We start from the raw sequence: 19,072 nt of genomic DNA on the forward strand, positions 1-19,072 counted from the left end.
CGACGCTAGCGAGAGACCGCGAGCGGATCGCCGGAGCGCAGCGCTTCTGCCTCGAGCTCCCGAACGATCGGGATGACCTTCTCGCCGAATTCCTCCAGCTCTTCCTGGAAGTGCAGGAATCCGAGGAGGAAGAGGTTCACGCCGCGCTTCTTGTACGCGATGATGCGCTCGGCGACCTGCTCGGGCGGCCCGAACAGCTGTGTTCGGAAGCCGTCGTTGTACTGCACCAGATCCTCGAGGCTCGAGTCCGCCCACATCCCTTTCCGGTCCGCCGTCGCCGCGCCCGCCTGCTGCACGGAGCGACGGAATCCCTCGACGGAGGCACCGTCCGCCTGAGCGATGATCTCCCGCAGCTGTTCGCGCGCCTCGGCTTCGGTGTCGCGGATGATCGTGAACGCGTTCAGACCGAACCTCACGGTGCGGCCGTGTTCGGCGGCGATCCTCGTGACGTCGTCGTACTGCTCGGTGAAGCCGTCGAAGTCCTTGCCGTTGGAGAAGTACCAGTCGGCGTGAGCCCCGCCGTTGAACCGTGCCGCCGTCGAGTTCCCGCCCTGGAAGATCTCCGGATGCCTGCGTCCCTCGACCGGATACGGGCCGGGACGCAGCGTGAAGTCGTTCACGCGGTAGAAGTCACCGTGGAAGTCGACGTTCTCCTCCGTCCAGAGTGCGCGCAGCACCTCGATGAACTCGGCGGAGCGGCGATAGCGCTCGTCGTGTTCCAGCCACGGGAGTCCGAGCTTCGTGTACTCGTCCTTGAACCAGCCGCTGACGACATTCACAGCTGCGCGGCCGTGGGAGAACTGGTCAGCGGTCAGGATGTACTTCGCGAGCACCGCCGGCTCCCACAGGCCCGGGTGCACGGCCGCGATGACCTTGAGACGCTCGGTCGCGAGCAGCAGCGCAAGACTGATCGAGGTCGACTCGTGCTGCTGAGCCGCGCCGTAGCTCGACAGGTAACGCACCTGGCTGAGGGCGTACTCGAACCCGACGCGCTCCGCCGTCTGGGCGAGTCGCACGTTGTACTCGTAGTCCCACGACGTGCGCTGCTCGATGTTCGAGACGACCAGTCCCCCGCTGACGTTGGGGACCCAGTACGCGAACCGAAGCGGCTCATGGAGGAGAGAAGGAGAATCGGTCATGACGACACGATCCGCCGACCCGGGGTGCGGGTCAATCGATGTGTCGGTGTGTGTCTTCGCGTGACGTCATGCGAGGACACACACCGAAACGTCAGATTCCGTCGACGTCATCCCGGGTGGTCGAGCGACGCGTGACGCGCTCTCCGCTCGCGGGGTCCGTCTCGGTGCGCGTGACCGTGTCACTGCGACGACGGCGCGCGACGAGCACGAGACCGATGAGGAACACGAGGAAGCCCGCCCCCATCAGGATGTAGCCGATGAGGTCGAGGTTCACCCACTCCACGTCCACGTTCACCGCGAACGCGAGGATGGCGCCGATCACGAAGAGGGCGATTCCGCCTCCGATACTCATAGCGAGGTCCTTTCCGCCGATGTGCGAGGGTCATCGACTTCTCAGCCACTGATCCTTCCGAACCGGCTGCATCTCGCGCGCGGGCTTGACAACGGGCGTCGGTCTACGGTTCTGCGGTCGCGGCCGGCACGATCGTGATGAATGACGGATGTTTCGCCGCCCGGCCGTCACCGGACGAGGTCCCCGTCAGACGCCGGCGAACCCACGGCCCCAGGTGGTCGCGGGTGTATCTGCCGGCTCCCAGCCTTGGCAGCTCGAGGGCCGGCAGCGACCACCACTCCCCCGGCGCCTCGACTCCCAGCGCATGCAGCACTCGCGCTGCGACCCGGTGATGCCCGCGGGCATTCATGTGAAGTCGATCCTGAGCCCAATAGCCCGGTGTCGAGAGCTCGCGATCCGGCCAGTTGAGCGCGCGCACCACGTCGTTCCGGCCTTCGACCCGCGCCACCACCTGGCGCGAGAGGGCATCGCCACGCGACTGAATGAGGCGCGACAGCGGAAGCTGCGCGGAAGGATTCGCGCCGGATAGGAGGATGAGCGTCACGCCCTCTTCGTCACACCGCTGAAGGACGCGGCTGAAAGCATCGACGACACGCGACAGCGGGATGCGCGGGCGCAGCATGTCGTTGCCGCCGCCGTTGAAGGACACGTGGGTCGGTCTCAGTGCGAGCGCGCGCTCCAGCTGCTCATCGACGATCGGCCAGATGAGCTTGCCGCGGATGGCGAGATTGGCGTACTCGATGGTCCGGCCCGTCCCGTCCGCCCATCCTCTCGCGACGAGATCGGCCCATCCGCGGACCGAACCGTCCGGAAGCTCGTCGCCCACACCCTCGGTGAACGAGTCGCCGATCGCGACGTACCTCACCGAGTCGCCCCGGGTGTCATCCCTCATCCAACGACACCCCGCGGCGATCCACGAGACCCCAGGTGCCCACCGCGGCGACGGCGAAGACGGCACCGAAGACCGTGAACAGCACCGGAGCGCCTCCGGTGCCGAGCAGAAGGGGTACCGACAGCGGGGCGACGATCGATGCGATCCGCCCGGCCCCCGCCGCCCAGCCGGCGCCCGTGGCCCGCAGCGACGTCGGATACATCTCGGGTGTCACCGCATAGAGCGCGCCCCACGCGCCGAGGTTGAAGAACGACAGCGCCATCCCGGTGAGGAGGATCATCGCCTCGGTCGACGCGGTGCCGAACAGCAGCGCGGCGACGGCGCTTCCGATGAGGAAGACCGACAGTGTCGCGCGCCGCCCCCAGACCTCGATGAGCCACGCCGCCACGGCGTATCCCGGAAGCTGGGCGAGGGTGATCCACAGCGTGTACTCGAAGGAGCGCACCAGGTCGAAACCCTGGGCGACCAGGAGCGTCGGGATCCAGATGAACGCGCCGTAGTAGGCGAAGTTCACGCAGAACCACACCAGCCACAGCGCGCTGGTGCGCACCCGAAGATCGGGCTGCCACAGGGCGCGCACAGAAGCCTTCGGCGGGGTGGTCGCCTGCGGTGCCGGTGAGACCGATGGCGCCGGCCGCCGGTGCGCCGGTGGGCGCGTCGAGGCCGCTTCGAACGTCGCGACGATCTCGTCGGCCTCCTGGTGACGACCGCGGCGCTCCAGCCAGCGCGCTGATTCCGGCAGTCCCCAACGCACGATGAGGGCGTAGGCGGCGGGGATCGCACCGAGAGCGAAGGCCCAGCGCCACCCGTCGTCGGAGAGCGGGATGACGAGGTACCCGATGAGGGCCGCAGCGGTCCAGCCGAGGGCCCAGAAGGCCTCGAGGATCACGATGACGCGGCCGCGGATGCGCGCGGGAGCGAACTCGCTCACATACGTCGAGGCCACGGGCAGCTCGGCGCCGAGCCCGAGCCCGACGAGGAAACGCAGGACGAGGAGGGCCGCGATTCCGCTGACGAGGGCGCTGGCCCCGGTCGCCAGCCCGTACACCAGCAGGGTCAGCGCGAAAACCTGGCGGCGGCCGATACGATCGGCCAGGAGCCCGCCGATGCTCGCACCGATCGCCATGCCGATGAATCCGATCGACGCGATCCACGCCGTCTCCCCCGGCGCGAGGTCCCACTGCTGGGCGAGCGCCGCGATGATGAACGAGATCAATCCGACGTCCATCGCGTCCAGAGCCCACCCGATGCCGGAGCCGGTGAGCACCTTCAGATGCGGGCGGCCGAACGGCAGACGATCGAGGCGGCGTCCGGCGTCGGAGGTCCGGGCCCGTGCGGCGTCGGTCATGCGCCCCATCGTACGACCGTCACGACGCGAGCAGTTCCCGCACGCGCGGTGCGACGCGGGTGCCATAGAGCTCGATGCTCTTCAAGAGCTTGTCGTGCGAGAGCGTTCCGGTGGAGAACTTCATGTCGAACCGATCCACCCCGAGCGTGCGCACGGTCTCGGCGATCTTGCGGGCGACCGTCTCGGGAGAGCCCGAGTAGGTCGATCCCTCCGGGCCGACGTCGCGCTGGAAGGCGAGTCTGCTGTAGGGCGGCCATCCGCGCTCTCGGCCGATGGTGTCGTGCATCGCCTGGAAGCCGGCGTAGGCCTCTTCCCACGCCTGCTCGTCGGTCTCGGCCACGTGGCCGGGCGAGTGCACGCCGATGGGGAGCTGCGGACGGCCCAGCTGATCGAGTGAGCGGCGGTAGAGATCGGCGAAGGGGCGGAACCTGCCGGCAGGACCGCCGATGATCGCGAGCATCAGTCCGTAACCGTGGCGCGCGGCGCGCACCACGGATTCGGGCGAGCCGCCGACGCCGACCCACGCGGTCAGACGTCCCGATTCGGTCTTCGGATGCACATCCGCCTCGACGAGCGGTGCGCGCGTGCTCCCCTGCCACGTGACGGGACGTTCGTCGCGCAGACGTGAGAAGAGCTCCAGCTTCTCCTCGAACAGCACCTCGTAGTCGCTCAGCTCATAGCCGAACAGCGGGAAGGACTCGATGAACGAGCCGCGCCCGAGGATCACCTCCGCTCGACCGCCCGACACGGCATCCAGGGTGGCGAACCGCTCGTAGACCCGCACCGGATCATCGGACGACAGCACGGTCACCGCGGTGCCGAGATGGATGTCGCGGGTGCGAGCCGCAGCGGCGGCGAGCACGATCTCCGGACTCGAGACGGCGAAATCGGGGCGATGGTGCTCCCCGACACCGAAGAACGACAGGCCCACCTCGTCGGCGAGGACGGCCTGGTCGACCACGTTGCGGATCGTCTGTGCAGCGGTCAAGGGACGATCGTCGGAATCGACGGTGATGTCTCCGAAGGTGTCGAGGCCGAGGTGGACGCCGGACAGATCGCTTGTATTCACATGCATGAGAACGCCGCAGGCGCCGGGCTATTCCCGCTCCGGTCAGACGAGGGCCGAACGGAGCGTGTCCAGGCCCACTCCCCCGACGTCGAGAGCACGCTTGTGGAAGTCCGTGATGGAGAACGCGCCCCCCTGCGCCGTCGCAAAGTCGTCGCGCAGGTTCTCCCAGATGCGCTGCCCGACCTTGTAGGACGGTGCCTGACCCGGCCATCCCAGATAGCGGTTCACCTCGAAACGCACGAACTCGGGCGGCATGTTGACGTTGCGCATCATGAAGTCGAGGGCGTAATCGGCGTCCCAGGTGCCGTTGCCGTCGGGTCGCGGCTTCTCCAGGTGCACGCCGATGTCGAGGACCACGCGGGCGGCCCGCATGCGCTGCCCGTCGAGCATTCCCAACCGGTCGGCAGGGTCATCGAGGTAGCCCAGCTGCTCCATGAGACGCTCCGCGTACAGCGCCCACCCTTCCGCGTGCCCCGAAGTGCCGGCGAGCAGCCGCCGCCACGAGTTGAGCGTCGCGCGGTTGAACACCGCCTGCGCGATCTGCAGATGATGACCCGGAACGCCCTCGTGGTACACCGTCGTGAGCTCGCGCCACGTGTCGAACGACTCGACGCCTTCCGGAACCGACCACCACATGCGGCCGGGCCGCGAGAAGTCGTCGGTCGGCCCGGTGTAGTAGATGCCGCCCTCTCTCGTCGGCGCGATCATGCACTGCAGGCGTCGGATGGGCTCAGGGATGTCGAAGTGCGTGCGGCCGAGCTCCTCGACGGCGCGATCGCTCGTCTCCTGCATCCAGCGCTGCAGGGCGTCGGTGCCGTGCAACTTCCGCGACTCGTCCTGTTCGAGGAAGGCGACGGCATCCTCGACGGAGCCACCGGGCAGGATCTCCTTCGCGATGGCCTCCTGCTCGGCGACCATGCGCGCGAGCTCTTCCAGACCCCACTCGTACGTCTCGTCGAGGTCGATCGTCGCGCCGAGGAAGCGTCGCGAGTGGAGCCCGTAGAGCTCGCGACCCACCGCGTCCTTCTCGCCGGCGACCGGCGCCAGCTCGTTCGAGAGGAAGGCGGCCAAGCGGTCGTAGGCGACGCGGGCCGCGTTGGCGTTGTCGGTCAGATCGCGTGCGAGGGATGCGGGAAGATGGCCGTCTCCGGGCGCGGCCTCCGCGACGAACGAGGCGAAGAACCCGTTGTCGGCGGTATACCGCGCGATCTGGCCGAGGACCTCGGCGACCTGGCGCCGGGCCGGTACCACGCCTTGCGACAGGCCCTCGCGGAGGGTCTGCGTATATCCCGCGACGGCTTCCGGCAGCGCCGACATCCGCGTGGAGACGGTCGACCAGTCCTCGATCGTCTCGGTAGGCATGAGGTCGAACACGGAACGGATGTCCTGTGCGGGCGAGGCGATCACGTTGAGGTCGCGGAGGGGCCACTGCGCATCGTGGAGCTCGAGTTCCAGCTCGAGCGTTCGCGAGAGATCCTCCTTGGTCACGGCGTCGACCGCGTCCGTCACCTCGGCAGCGGACAGATCGGCCAGGGCGCGACGAGCGGCGTCGGCGCCGGCTGCGACGCCCTCGGGCGAATAGTCCGCGAAGCGATGGTTGTGCTCGAAGCGGCCGATGTACGTCGCGACGATCGGATCGAGGTCCGCGACCGTGTCGACCCACGCCTCCGCGATCGTGTCGATCGGCGTGGGGGTGCGTTCAGGCGTTGTCATGCTCCGAGCCTAGAAGATCGCGGGCCCGCTCAGGCGGGCGTCAGTGTCCGGCCACACTCCAGTCCGCGCCGCGACCGATCTGCACGTCCAGCGGAACGGTGAGGCTCGCGGCATCGCCCATGCGAGCCGTGACGATCCGCTCGACGGCGTCCCATTCGCCCGGGGCGACCTCGACCACGAGTTCGTCGTGGATCTGCAGCAGCACGCGCGACGACAGATCGGCATCACCGAGTTCCGCGTGGATGTTCAGCAGCGCGATCTTCATGATGTCTGCCGCACTTCCCTGGATGGGGGCGTTGAGCGCTGCGCGCTCGGCGTTCTCGCGCAGCACGCGATTCGGGCTGGCGAGATCGGGGAAGGGACGACGACGACCGAAGATCGTCTCGGTGTATCCGTCGATGCGAGCCTGCTCGACCGATGACCGCAGGTAGTCACGCACGGCACCGAAACGGGCGAAGTACTCTCGCATGAGTTCCTTCGCCTCGGACTGCTCGATCCGCAGCTGCTTCGACAGACCGAACGCCGAGAGGCCGTAGACCAGTCCGTACGACATCGCTTTGACCTTCGTGCGCATGGCGGGGCTGACCTCGGCAGGTTCGACGCCGAACACCCGCGCACCGACGAAGCGGTGCAGGTCCTCGCCGGTGTTGAACGCCTCGATCAGACCCTCATCGCCCGAGAGGTGCGCCATGATGCGCATCTCGATCTGCGAGTAGTCAGCGGTCAGGAGAGTCTCGTACCCGTTCCCGACCTCGAAGGCCGCGCGGATGAGCCGGCTCTCCTCGGTGCGGATGGGGATGTTCTGCAGGTTCGGGTCCGTGCTCGAGAGTCGACCGGTCTGGCTGCCGGTCTGCACGTACGTCGTGTGGATGCGGCCGTCGTCTCCGATGGCAGCATCGAGCGACTCGACGATCTGCCGCAGCTTCGTCGCCTCCCGGTGCTGCAGCAGAAGACGCAGGAACGGATGCGGGCTCGACTCCTGCAGATCCGCCAGAACCGCCGCGTCGGTGGAATAGCCGGTCTTGGTCTTGCGCGTCTTCGGCAGCTCCAGCTCCTCGAAGAGCACCTGCTGGAGCTGCTTCGGCGAGCCCAGGTTGACCTCGCGACCGATCGTCGCGTACGCCTCCTGTGCGATGGCGTCGGCCCGCCTACCGAGATCACCGGAGAACGCCGCCAGCTTCTCGTGCGAGACGGCGACACCCGCCAGCTCCATGTCCGCGAGGGTCAGCAGCGTGGGCAGCTCGATGTCGACGAGAACGTCGGCGACGCGCGCGGGAAGCTTGTCACGGAGAGCATCGGCGACTCTCAGGGCGTACCACGAGAGCTGGCCCGGGGTGGCCCCCTCCTCCTCCGGCACGAGCTGCGTCGGGTCCGAGGTGGGGAGCTTCTCGTCGAGGTAACTCTCGACGAGGTCGGCAAGCGACTTGTCGGGAAGGCTGGGGCGCAGCAGCCAGCCGGCGATGAGCACGTCGAAGACGACGGTGTCGACGACCGCCCCGGCTCGGCGAAGGGCCTTGATCTGCGCCTTCGCGTCGCAGAGGACCTTGGGTGCATCCGAGGAGAGCCACGGGAGCAGGATGTCGGCGGTCGCGTCGTCCCAGGTCACTTCGACGGCCTCGTCGGATGTGGCGAGGCCGATGCGGCGGGGCAGCCCGCCGAGGGTCGACACGGTCAGCCCCACCTCGCCCGACGTGGCCCGCAACCATTCCGAGAGCGCGGCGGCATCGGGCTCCGACGGCGTCGGGGCCTCCGCGACAGGTGCCGAAGCGGCGGCCATCGCACCGTCGACGCCGGCCGCTTCGAAGACGCGTGGCAGGAGGGTTCGGAACTCCAGACGCGCGAAGATGTCGCGCACCGCCTGCGCATCGATCGGCCGCACGGCCAGGTCGCCGGGCACGACAGGAAGCTCGACGTCACGCAGCAGGCGGTTGAGCGAGCGATTTCGGCGCACATCGTCGATGTGCTCACGGAGGTTGTTGCCAACGACGCCCTTGATGGTGTCGGCCTGCGCGAGAATGTCATCGAGCGTGCCGAACTGCGTGAGCCACTTGACGGCGGTCTTCTCCCCCACCTTCGGAACCCCGGGCAGATTGTCGCTCGTCTCACCGACCAGCGCCGCGACATCGGGGTACTGCTCCGGTGGCACCTTGTAGCGCTCCAGCACCGCCTCGCGGTCGTAGCGCTTGAGCTGCGACACACCCTGCACGTTCGGGTAGAGCAGGGTGACGTCGTCGTCGACGAGCTGGATGGTATCGCGGTCGCCGGAGCACACCAGCACGTCGAAGCCGGCGGCGGAGCCCTGCGTGGCGAGGGTGGCCAGAATGTCGTCCGCCTCGATGTCCTCCTGTTCGAGCACCGTGATGCTCATGGCGGCGAGGCAGTCCTTTAACAGCGGGATCTGGCCCTTGAACTCCGGCGGCGTCTCCGATCGGTTGGCCTTGTACTCGGTGTACTCGCGAGTGCGGAAGGACTGCCGCGAGGTGTCGAAGGCGACGGCCATATGGGTCGGCTTCTCGGCCTTGATCAGGTTGATCAGCATCGCGAGGAACCCGTACACGCCGTTGGTGTGCTGCCCGTCGCGGGTGGAGAAGTTGTCGACCGGGAGGGCGTAGAACGCGCGGTACGCGAGCGAATGTCCGTCGACGACCAGAAGGGTAGGCTTTGCGGAGTCCGTCACCCTGCAAGCCTAGACGCGGGTGCCGACACCCCCGAACCGCTCCGAGGGAGGCTCCCGCCATGACCGATGCGACGACCGTCGACGGACTCGACTGGGCCACGGAGCGCGGGATGGGCGCCCTGGCCGAGAAGATGGGCATCCGCTTCACGGAGTTCACCGTGGAGCGCGCCGTCGCCACGATGCCGGTCGACGGGAACACCCAGCCGGTGGGGCTGCTTCACGGCGGAGCCTACGTGGTCCTGGGTGAATCCCTCGGCTCGATGGCGGCCAATCTGCACGCCGGACCGGGCCGGCTCGCGGTCGGCGTCGACATCAACGCCACGCACACGCGATCGGCGCGATCCGGCCTCGTGACCGGCGTGTGCACCCCCGTCCACCTCGGGCGCAGCATGACGGTGCACGAGATCGTGGTCACCGACGAGGACGGCCGACGCTGCTCGACGGTGCGCATCACCAACCACATAAAAGATCTCCCCGCCTCCTGACGACGGTGCCGGAGAAGACGGGGAGATCCGAGGGTCTCGGGGCGTCAGTCCTTCTTGGGCGCCAGCTGCTCGATGATGGCCTTGGCGACATCCTGCATCGTGAGGCGGCGGTCCATCGACGCCTTCTGGATCCAGCGGAACGCCTCGGGCTCGGACAGGCCCATCTTCTCGTTGAGCAGGCCCTTGGCGCGGTCCACGAGCTTGCGGGTCTCGAAGCGCTCCACCATGTCGGCGACCTCGGCTTCAAGGGTGATGATCTGCTCGTGGCGCGCAAGGGCGATCTCGATGGCGGGCAGCAGGTCGTTGGGGGTGAACGGCTTGACGACGTAGGCGAGCGCACCGGCCTCGCTGGCTCGCTCGACGAGCTCCTTCTGACTGAAGGCGGTCAGGAGCACCACGGGCGCGATGTTGTTCTTGCTCAGCTTCTCGGCGGCGGAGATGCCGTCCAGCTGGGGCATCTTCACGTCCATCACAACGAGGTCGGGCCGAAGCTCGGTCGCCAGCTGCACGGCGGTCTCGCCGTCACCTGCTTCTCCGACGACGTCGAATCCGTTGTCGCGCAGGATCTCCACGATGTCGAGGCGGATGAGGGACTCATCTTCGGCGACGACGACTCGACGGGGGGCGCTGGCCGCAGACGCGGACTGATCTTGCTCTGTCACCATTGAATCCTACGGTATCGTCATCTCCGCACCGGCCGGTGTGGCGGAATGGCAGACGCGACCGACTCAAACTCGGTTGCCCGAAAGGGCGTGTGGGTTCGACTCCCACCACCGGCACACCCTCGTCACGGCGCTCTGACGAACCAGGTGTCCAGCGGCGCCGCTGCGGCGTCCACGAGAACGTCGGTGTGGGCACCGAGGTCGAGCCGCTCCCCCGGCTGCAGCACATCGAACCCGTTGCGCTGGAAGAAGACGGCGTGCTCACTCGCCGCGGCGCCGAAGATCACGTCGGGCGACAGGTCAGCGCCGAGCACCTGAGGGATCACGGCCAGCGCGAGGGACGCGATTCCTCGTCCACGATGCTCCGGTGCCGTGACGAGGGCGCGCACGTGCACGACCACGTTCTGCTGCGGCGACAGGGAAGCACGCACGACGGCGACCCCGGCGATCTCCCCACCCTCGGCGGTCACGATCACCGCGCCATCGGAACGCGCGTACTCGAAAGAACGCGCCCCGCCCAGATGCCCACGCACGAGGTCGGTCACCCCGGCGGCGTCATCCGGTTTCGAACCCCGCACGACATAGCCGACGGCGTCGAGGTCATGAGCGATCTCGACCGTTCGGGCACGCACTCTCCCGGCGGACCATCCCTTGCGAAGAAGCTGCATCCCACCACCCTGTCACGCCATGGCGGGGCGACAGCGTCGCTCAGCCGAAGTACTGGTTGCCGAGCGCCTTGCTCTTCAGAGCGTCGAACTCGCCCCGCGTGATCACCCCGGCATCGAGGAGCTCCTTGGCCTTGGCGATGTCGCCGGAAGGATCGGACGAGGCGGCAGGGCGGTAGTCATCGGCCTCGGGAGCACCCGGGCGCTCCCGCCGCGCAGACCGCTCGGCCATGCCGCGTCCCCGAGCTATCACGTAGACCAGGGCGGTCAGCATCGGAACGAAGACCAGGAAGACGACCCAGAGCGCCTTCCACCCGCCGGCGAGCTGTCGGTCGCGGAACAGATCCACGATCACGAGGGCCACCACGAAGATGTACGCGATGACGTAGAACGCCATCAGCATGAACCAGAAGATGTCCCAGATCATGATGATCTCCTCACGGACGACGGAACGGTCGCGCTCAGGATAGCGCGACCGTTCCGGTCCGAGCGATGACTATTCGCGCGACTGATAGATCGGCGCGGCGCCGTGCACCGCGTCGCCCACCTTGTGGATGCGGATGTCGTTGGTCGAACCGGTGATCCCGGGAGGCGAACCGGAGATCACGACGACCTTGTCGCCGACCTTGGCCAGGTCGTTGGACAGCAGGTAGTCGTCGACCTGGATGAACATCCGGTCGGTGTGGGGAACGTGCTCGACGAGGCTGGACTGGATGCCCCACGTGACCGCCATGCGCCGGCGGATCGCCGGTTCCGGTGTGAACGCGAGCATGGGGATCCCCGGGCGAAGGCGCGACAGGCGGCGAGCCGTGTCGCCGGACTCGGTGAAGATGCAGAGGTACTTCGCCTCGACGAACTCAGCGACCTCGATCGCGGCGAGCGTGATCGCGCCGCCCTGCGTGCGCGGCTTGGCCGTCATCTTCGCGATGCGGTCGAGTCCGTGCACCTCCGTCGAGTCGACGATGCGGGCCATCGTCTCCACCACGACGACCGGATAGTCACCCACGCTGGTCTCGCCCGAGAGCATGACCGCGTCGGCGCCGTCGAGCACCGCGTTGGCGACGTCGCTCGTCTCAGCGCGGGTCGGAACCGGGCTGTTGATCATCGACTCGAGCATCTGCGTCGCCACAATGACGGGCTTCGCCATGCGGCGGCACAGCTCCACGGCGCGCTTCTGCACGATCGGAACCGCCTCCAGCGGCAGTTCGACGCCCAGGTCGCCACGGGCGACCATGATGCCGTCGAATGCGTCGATGATCTCCTCGAGGTTGTCCACCGCCTGGGGCTTCTCGATCTTCGCGATGATCGGGATGTGGCGCCCCTCCTCCGACATGATCACGTGCACGCGGCGCACGTCCTTCGCGGAGCGGACGAAGGAGAGGGCGATCAGGTCCGCTCCGGTGCGCAGCGCCCAACGGAGGTCGTCCTCGTCCTTCTCGGACAGGGCGGGAACGTTCACGGCGACGCCGGGAAGGTTGATGCCCTTGTTGTTCGAGACCGGGCCGCCGACGATCACTTCGGTGGTCACGGTCGTGCCGTCGGTCTCGAGGACCTTGACGCGAACCTTGCCGTCGTCGATCAGGAGGAAGTCGCCCGCCTTGACGTCCTGCGGCAGACCCTTGAAGGTCGTCGAGACGATCTCCTTGGTGCCGGGGATGTCGTCGACGGTGATCTTGAAGATGTCGCCCTCGGCGAGCTCGTGGGGTCCGTCGGCGAAGCGGCCGAGGCGGATCTTGGGTCCCTGGAGGTCGACGAGCACGGCGACCGCGCGCCCTGCGTCGTCGGCCGCCTTGCGGACGTTGGCGAAGTTGTTGTCGTGGACCGAGTAGTCGCCGTGGCTCAGGTTCAGGCGGGCCACGTCCACACCGGCGTCGATGATCGCGCGGACCATCTCATACGACGATGTGGCGGGACCCAGCGTGGCGACGATCTTGGCACGTCTCATCCGATGTCTTCTCCGGGTGCTGGGGGTGAGGTCGGCCTGATGGCCGTGACCAGACTACGCAGGCTGCAGTCCGATCGCGACATCGGTCGGGGTGACCGGTGCCGGGAGCGAGGTGACGCCCATGAGGTGCTCGTCGATCGCCGATGCGGCGGCGCGACCCTCGGCGATCGCCCACACGATGAGGGACTGGCCGCGACCGGCGTCTCCGGCGACGAAGACCCCCGCAACCTCGGTCTGATAGTCGTTCGCGCGCTCCACGTTGCCCCGCGACGTGAAGGCCGTACCGATCTGGCTGTCCAAGGCCTCCTGCTCGGGACCGGTGAAGCCCATGGCGATGAGCACCAGGTCCGCGGGGATCTCCCGCTCGGTGCCCTTCTTCGGCACGCGACGGCCGTCGACGAACTCGGTCTCGGCGACCACGAGGGCGCGCACCTCGCCGACATCGTTCGAGAGGAACTCCACCGTCGAGGCGAGGTAGGAGCGCTCTCCACCCTCCTCGTGCGCGCTGGCGACCTCGAAGATCGTCGGCGTCATCGGCCACGGCTGATGCTCTGGCCGCTCCTCAGGAGGCTGCTTGCCGATCGCGAGGTTGGTGACGCTGAGCGCGCCCTGCCGGTGTGCGGTGCCGATGCAGTCGGCTCCGGTGTCGCCGCCGCCGATGACCACGACGTGCTTGCCTTCGGCGGTGATCTGGTTGGCGACCGCGTCGCCGGCGACGGCCTTGTTCGATTCGACGAGATACTCCATGGCGTAATGAACGCCGGCGAGGTCCCGACCCGGGATCGGCAGATCGCGGGGAACGGTCGCGCCTGTGGCGATCAGCACGGCGTCGTACCGCGCGCGCAGGTCCGCCCACGTGATGTCGACGCCGATCTCGACGCCGGCGCGGAACCGCGTGCCCTCATCCTGCATCTGACGCAGACGCATCTCGATGTGGCGCTTCTCCATCTTGAAGTCGGGGATGCCGTAGCGCAGCAGCCCGCCGATGCGGTCGTCGCGCTCGTAGACCGCGACCGTGTGACCTGCACGGGTCAGCTGCTGAGCGGCGGCCAGCCCGGCGGGACCGGATCCGACGACCGCGACGGTCTTGCCCGTAAGCCGCTCGGGCGGCTCCGGCTCGACCCAGCCGTTCGCGACGGCGTCGTCGATCGTGGCGACCTCGATCTGCTTGATCGTGACGGCGGGCTGGTTGATCCCGAGCACGCAGGAGCTCTCGCATGGAGCGGGGCACAGCCGCCCGGTGAACTCCGGGAAGTTGTTCGTCGCGTGGAGCCGCTCGATCGCGGCGCGGCCCTCGCCGCGCCACATCAGATCGTTCCACTCCGGGATGAGGTTGCCGAGCGGGCAGCCCTTGTGACAGAACGGCACACCGCAGTCCATGCAGCGTCCGGCCTGACGCCGGAGCACTGCCGAGTCACCGGGTTCGTACACTTCCTTCCAGTCGAGGATGCGCACGGGGACCGGGCGGCGGGCGGGAAGCTCGCGCTCGGTCGTCTTGAGGAATCCCTTGGGGTCAGCCACCTGTCACCTCCAGAATGCGGCTCCACACGATGTCACCGTCGGGGTCGAGCCCCTGGTCGACGGCGTCCTGTCGGGTCTGCAGCACCGCGGCGTAGTCGCGCGGCAGCACCCGGACGAAGTGGGAGATTTCGTTGTCGAAGTCGTCGAGCATCGCCTTCGCGAGCGCGGATCCGGTCTCGGCGACGTGCTGCTCGAGCAGGTCGCGCAGGATCTCGGCATCACCTGAGCCGAGTTCGCCCAGTTGCAGCTCACCGGTCGCCAGCGCGTCGCGGTTCACCTGCGACTCATCCAGCCGGTAGACGTAGGCGGTGCCGCCTGACATTCCGGCGCCGAGGTTGCGTCCCGTGGTGCCGAGGATCACCGCCAGCCCGCCGGTCATGTACTCGAGGGCGTGGTCGCCCACGCCTTCCACGACCGCGGACGCACCGGAGTTTCGCACGAGGAACCTCTCCCCGACGACACCCCCGAGGAACAGCGATCCGCGGGTGGCGCCGTAGCCGATGACGTTGCCGGCGATGACGTTCTGCGACGGGTCGAAGGTCGCGGCGCGAGGCGGACGCACGACCACCTTGCCGCCCGACAGGCCCTTGCCGACGTAGTCGTTCGAGTCGCCCTCCAGGCGCAGCGTGATCCCGGCGGGCAGGAACGCACCGAAGGACTGACCGGCGGAGCCGGTGAGATTGACCTGGATCGACCCGCTCGTCAGGCCGTTTTCGCCGTGGGCGACGGTCACGTGATGACCGAGCAGCGTCCCCACCGCGCGCGCCGTGTTGCGCACCGGGAGGTCGATCGAGATTTCTCCCCCGCCCTCGATGACCTCGCGAGCGCGCTCGATGAGCTGCACGTCGAAGTGGTCGTCGAGCTCATGATCCTGGCTGCGCGTCTGACGCCGTGCGAGGTCGTCGGCGAACGCCGGGCCCTCGAGGACGGGAGCGAGATCCATGCCGCTCGCCTTCCAGTGCTGGATCGCGCGGTCGATGTCGAGCAGCTCGTTGTGGCCAATCGCCTCATCCAGCGTGCGGAAGCCGAGGGCCGCGAGGTATTCACGCACCTCCTGCGCGATGAACTCCATGAAGTTGACGACGAACTCGGGCTTGCCGGTGAACCGCGAGCGGAGCACCGGGTTCTGCGTCGCCACTCCCACCGGGCACGTGTCCAGGTGGCACACGCGCATCATGATGCAGCCCGAGACCACCAGCGGTGCTGTGGCGAAGCCGAACTCCTCGGCGCCCAGCAGCGCGCCGATGATGACGTCGCGACCGGTCTTGATCTGCCCGTCGACCTGCACCACGACGCGGTCGCGCATGTTGTTGAGCATGAGCGTCTGCTGCGTCTCGGCGAGCCCCAGCTCCCACGGCGTGCCGGCGTGCTTGAGCGAGTTCATCGGGCTCGCTCCGGTCCCGCCGTCATGACCCGATACGAGGATCACGTCCGCGAGTGCCTTCGCCGTACCCGCCGCCACCGCGCCGATTCCCGACTGGCTCACGAGCTTGACGTGGATGCGCGCCTTCGGGTTGGCGCGCTTGAGGTCGAAGATGAGCTGCTTGAGGTCCTCGATGGAGTAGATGTCGTGGTGCGGCGGAGGCGAGATCAGCCCCACCCCGGCGGTCGCGTGACGCGTGCGAGCCACCCACGGATACACCTTCGTGGGCGGCAGCTGGCCGCCCTCACCGGGCTTCGCACCCTGCGCGAGCTTGATCTGGATGTCGTCGGACTCCGTGAGGTAGAGGCTCGTGACCCCGAAGCGACCCGATGCCACCTGCTTGATCGAACTGCGCCGTTCCGGGTCCATGAGACGGTCGACGTCTTCGCCGCCCTCGCCGGTGTTGGACTTGCCGCCGATGCGGTTCATCGCGATCGCCAGCGTCTCGTGCGCTTCCTTCGAAATCGAGCCGTAGCTCATCGCGCCGGTCTGGAAGCGCTTGACGATCGACGAGACCGGCTCGACCTCATCGATCGGAACGGGCGTGCGCTCGTCCGTGCGCAGCCGGAAGAGGCCTCGCAGCGTCTTCAGCTCGGCGGCCTGGTCGTCGACGAGCTTCGTGTACTCGCGGAAGATGTCGTATCGACCGGTCCGGGTCGCGTGCTGCAGCCGGAACACGGTGTCGGGGTTGAACAGGTGAGGGGAGCCGTCTCGGCGCCACTGGTACTCACCGCCCGTCCACAGCCGCTCGTGGGCGCGCACCGCTCCGTCCTCGGGATAGGCGTACTCGTGTCGCGACGAGTTCTCGGTCGCGATGACCTCGAGTCCGACGCCCCCGAGCTTGGTCTCGGTGCCGGTGAAGTACTTGTCGACGAACTCCTGCGAGAGGCCGACGGCCTCGAACACCTGTGCGCCGGCGTAGGAGGACACCGTCGAGATGCCCATCTTGGACATGATCTTCAGCACGCCCTTGCCGAGGGCCTTGATGAGGTTCGCGACCGCCTTGGCGGGGGTGATGCCGGTGATGTAGCCGGCGCGCACGAGGTACTCGACGGTCTCCATCGCCAGATAGGGATTGACCGCCGAGGCGCCGTATCCGATGAGGGTCGCGACGTGATGCACCTCGCGCACGTCTCCCGCCTCGACGACGAGGCCCGCCTTCATGCGCGTCTCCTTGCGGATGAGGTGGTGGTGCACGGCGGCCAGCATCAGCAGGGACGGGATGGGCGCGAGGTCCTTGTTGGAGTCACGGTCGCTCAGCACGATGTACTCCGCGCCGTCCTCGATCGCGCGATCGGCTTCGGCGCACATCTGCTCGAGGCGCCTGCGCATGCCCTTCTCCCCCGCCTCGACCCGGTAGAGGCCGCGGATGGTGACGGAGCTGCGTCCGGGCATGGCGGTGTCGATGTGCTGGATCTTGGCCAGCTCGTCGTTGTCGATCACCGGGAAGTCGAGGGTGACGGTGTGGGTGTGGTCGGGTCCCCACGACAGCAGGTTCCGCTCCGGTCCCAGCCCGAGCGACAACGACGTGACGACCTCTTCGCGGATCGAGTCGAGCGGCGGGTTCGTCACCTGGGCGAACTGCTGGGTGAAGTAGTCGAACAGCAGACGCGGGCGGTCGCTGAGCACGGCGACCGGCGTGTCCGAGCCCATGGCGCCGAGCGGCTCGGCACCGTTCTGCCCCATCGGGGTCAGCAGGATGCGCACTTCCTCCTCGGTGTAGCCGAACGTGCGCTGACGACGTGTGATCGAGGCGATCGGGTGCACGATGTGCTCGCGCTCGGGAAGCTCGGACAGCCGCACGCGTCCGGCGTCGAGCCACTCCTGCCAGGGGTGGAGACCGGCGAGCTCCGCCTTGATCTCCTCGTCCTCGATGATGCGGCCCTGCGCCGTGTCCACGAGGAACATATGACCGGGCTGGAGGCGGCCGCGACGCTTGATGCGCTCGGGCTCGAAGTCGAGCACGCCCGTCTCGCTGCCGATCACGACGAGTCCGTCGGTCGTCTCCGTCCAACGGCCGGGGCGCAGACCGTTGCGGTCGAGCGTGGAGCCGACGACCGTGCCGTCGGTGAAGATCAGGGCCGCAGGCCCGTCCCACGGCTCCATCTGGATGGAGTGGTAGTCGTAGAACGCGCGGAGTTGCGGGTCCATGTCGGACTGCTTCTCATACGCCTCTGGCACCATCATGAGGATCGCGTGCGGGAGCGAGCGACCGGTGAGCGTGAGAAGCTCCAGGACCTCGTCGAACGAGGCCGAATCGCTCGCGCCGTCGGTGCAGATGGGCAGCAGCGGACGCACGTCGCCGATGAGGTCGGACTCGAGCTGCGACTGCCGGGCGCGCATCCAGTTGCGGTTGCCGTTGACCGTGTTGATCTCACCGTTGTGCGCGAGCATCCGGAGCGGCTGCGCGAGAGGCCATGAGGGGAACGTGTTGGTCGAGTACCGCGAGTGCACGACCGCCAGCTCGGTGGCGAAGCGCTCGTCCTGCAGATCGGGGTAGAACGGTTCGAGCTGGAGGGTCGTGACCATGCCCTTGTAGCCGATGGTGCGCGAGGACAGCGACACGAAGTACGCACCGGCCTCGCTGCGGGAGCGCTTGCGCAGGCGGTAGGTCAGGCGGTCCAGCGCGATGCCCGCCACGGGCGCGCCGTCGGTGGCGCGTGCGGCGACGAAGAGCTGCTCGAACACCGGGCGCGCCTCGAAGGCGAGTCGGCCGAGATTGTCCGCCGCCGTGGGGACCTCGCGCCAGCCGAGCACGACCAGACCCTCCTCGTCGGCGATCTTCTCGATCGTCGCCTTCTGACCCGAGCGCGTCTCGGCGTCCGGGGGAAGGAAGGCCAGGCCGGCGGCGTACTCGCCCATCGGCGGGAGCGCGAAGGGGACGACGTCGCGGAAGAAGACGTCGGGCATCTGCGTGAGGATCCCGGCACCGTCGCCGGTGCCGGCGTCCGACCCGATCGCACCGCGGTGCTCGAGGTTCCGGAGCGCGGTCAGCGCGAGGTCCACGATGTCGTGTCCGGGCTCGCCCCGCAGGGTCGCGACCATGGCCAGGCCGCAGGCGTCCTTCTCGAACGCGGGGTTGTACATGCCCTGACGTGCGGGGAAGCCGCCGGGCAGGGCTGAAGACACGCCTGCCGTAGCGGCGCTGTGACGGGGGCTCGATGCCATATCTACCGTCCTC

At 67.9% G+C, this 19,072-nt stretch carries 14 protein-coding genes and 1 tRNA gene; 2 read left to right on the forward strand and 13 right to left on the reverse strand.

Going from position 1 to position 19,072, the window contains the following annotated elements; translation table 11 throughout:
• Positions 1-5: 5 nt before the first annotated feature.
• The 7 genes from sfnG to polA all read right to left on the reverse strand — a co-directional run bounded on the left by sfnG (position 6) and on the right by polA (position 9,190).
• A complete protein-coding gene (gene sfnG, locus ACGG9C_RS11595) occupies positions 6-1,139 on the reverse strand; it encodes a dimethylsulfone monooxygenase SfnG (RefSeq protein WP_194383154.1) in 1,134 nt (377 codons plus the stop codon).
• Positions 1,140-1,230: 91 nt separating this feature from the next.
• Positions 1,231-1,491 carry a DUF6458 family protein gene (locus ACGG9C_RS11600; RefSeq protein WP_071043527.1) on the reverse strand — a complete coding sequence of 87 codons (261 nt, stop codon included), beginning with the start codon at positions 1,489-1,491 and terminating at the stop codon, positions 1,231-1,233.
• 103 nt (positions 1,492-1,594) lie between these two features.
• The gene (locus ACGG9C_RS11605; protein WP_194383153.1) at positions 1,595-2,383 is read right to left on the reverse strand and encodes an SGNH/GDSL hydrolase family protein; all 789 of its coding nucleotides are present in this window, start codon (positions 2,381-2,383) and stop codon (positions 1,595-1,597) included.
• The gene (locus ACGG9C_RS11610; protein WP_071043526.1) at positions 2,373-3,731 is read right to left on the reverse strand and encodes an MFS transporter; all 1,359 of its coding nucleotides are present in this window, start codon (positions 3,729-3,731) and stop codon (positions 2,373-2,375) included. The genes ACGG9C_RS11605 and ACGG9C_RS11610 overlap by 11 nt, the downstream gene beginning before the upstream one ends.
• 19 nt (positions 3,732-3,750) lie before the next feature.
• Entirely contained in the window at positions 3,751-4,806 is a 1,056-nt protein-coding gene (locus tag ACGG9C_RS11615; RefSeq protein WP_194383152.1) for an LLM class flavin-dependent oxidoreductase, read from the reverse strand.
• A 36-nt stretch (positions 4,807-4,842) separates the two neighbouring features.
• On the reverse strand, positions 4,843-6,513 hold the full coding sequence (locus tag ACGG9C_RS11620; protein ID WP_194383151.1) for a DUF885 domain-containing protein: 1,671 nt from the start codon (positions 6,511-6,513) through the stop codon (positions 4,843-4,845).
• A 40-nt stretch (positions 6,514-6,553) separates the two neighbouring features.
• Positions 6,554-9,190: a DNA polymerase I gene (gene polA / locus ACGG9C_RS11625; RefSeq protein ID WP_194383150.1), complete on the reverse strand. Its 2,637-nt coding sequence runs from the start codon at positions 9,188-9,190 to the stop codon at positions 6,554-6,556.
• A 59-nt stretch (positions 9,191-9,249) separates the two neighbouring features.
• Here polA and ACGG9C_RS11630 point away from each other — a divergent pair, with 59 nt between their 5' ends.
• Positions 9,250-9,675, forward strand: coding sequence for a hotdog fold thioesterase (locus ACGG9C_RS11630; protein ID WP_071043523.1), 426 nt, complete (start codon positions 9,250-9,252; stop codon positions 9,673-9,675).
• 44 nt (positions 9,676-9,719) lie between these two features.
• Here ACGG9C_RS11630 and ACGG9C_RS11635 read toward each other — a convergent pair whose 3' ends face one another.
• Positions 9,720-10,340 carry an ANTAR domain-containing response regulator gene (locus ACGG9C_RS11635; protein ID WP_390178680.1) on the reverse strand — a complete coding sequence of 207 codons (621 nt, stop codon included), beginning with the start codon at positions 10,338-10,340 and terminating at the stop codon, positions 9,720-9,722.
• A gap of 31 nt (positions 10,341-10,371) precedes the next feature.
• On the opposite strand from ACGG9C_RS11635, the gene ACGG9C_RS11640 reads away from it, so the two are divergent.
• Positions 10,372-10,454, forward strand: a tRNA-Leu gene (locus ACGG9C_RS11640).
• 8 nt (positions 10,455-10,462) lie between these two features.
• On the opposite strand, the gene ACGG9C_RS11645 is transcribed toward ACGG9C_RS11640, so the two are convergent.
• The 5 genes from ACGG9C_RS11645 to gltB all read right to left on the reverse strand — a co-directional run bounded on the left by ACGG9C_RS11645 (position 10,463) and on the right by gltB (position 19,059).
• Positions 10,463-11,005, reverse strand: coding sequence for a GNAT family N-acetyltransferase (locus ACGG9C_RS11645; protein WP_194383149.1), 543 nt, complete (start codon positions 11,003-11,005; stop codon positions 10,463-10,465).
• Between the two features lie 40 nt (positions 11,006-11,045).
• On the reverse strand, positions 11,046-11,429 hold the full coding sequence (locus ACGG9C_RS11650; RefSeq protein WP_194383148.1) for an SHOCT domain-containing protein: 384 nt from the start codon (positions 11,427-11,429) through the stop codon (positions 11,046-11,048).
• A 69-nt stretch (positions 11,430-11,498) separates the two neighbouring features.
• Entirely contained in the window at positions 11,499-12,947 is a 1,449-nt protein-coding gene (gene pyk / locus ACGG9C_RS11655) for a pyruvate kinase (protein WP_071043520.1), read from the reverse strand.
• 54 nt (positions 12,948-13,001) lie between these two features.
• Positions 13,002-14,468, reverse strand: coding sequence for a glutamate synthase subunit beta (locus ACGG9C_RS11660; RefSeq protein ID WP_071043519.1), 1,467 nt, complete (start codon positions 14,466-14,468; stop codon positions 13,002-13,004).
• The gene (gltB, locus tag ACGG9C_RS11665; RefSeq protein WP_194383147.1) at positions 14,461-19,059 is read right to left on the reverse strand and encodes a glutamate synthase large subunit; all 4,599 of its coding nucleotides are present in this window, start codon (positions 19,057-19,059) and stop codon (positions 14,461-14,463) included. The genes ACGG9C_RS11660 and gltB overlap by 8 nt, the downstream gene beginning before the upstream one ends.
• Positions 19,060-19,072: the final 13 nt, after the last annotated feature.

The organism is Microbacterium sp. MTN4-26, assembly GCF_042846595.1.
In the GTDB taxonomy this organism is placed as follows: domain Bacteria; phylum Actinomycetota; class Actinomycetes; order Actinomycetales; family Microbacteriaceae; genus Microbacterium; species Microbacterium luteum.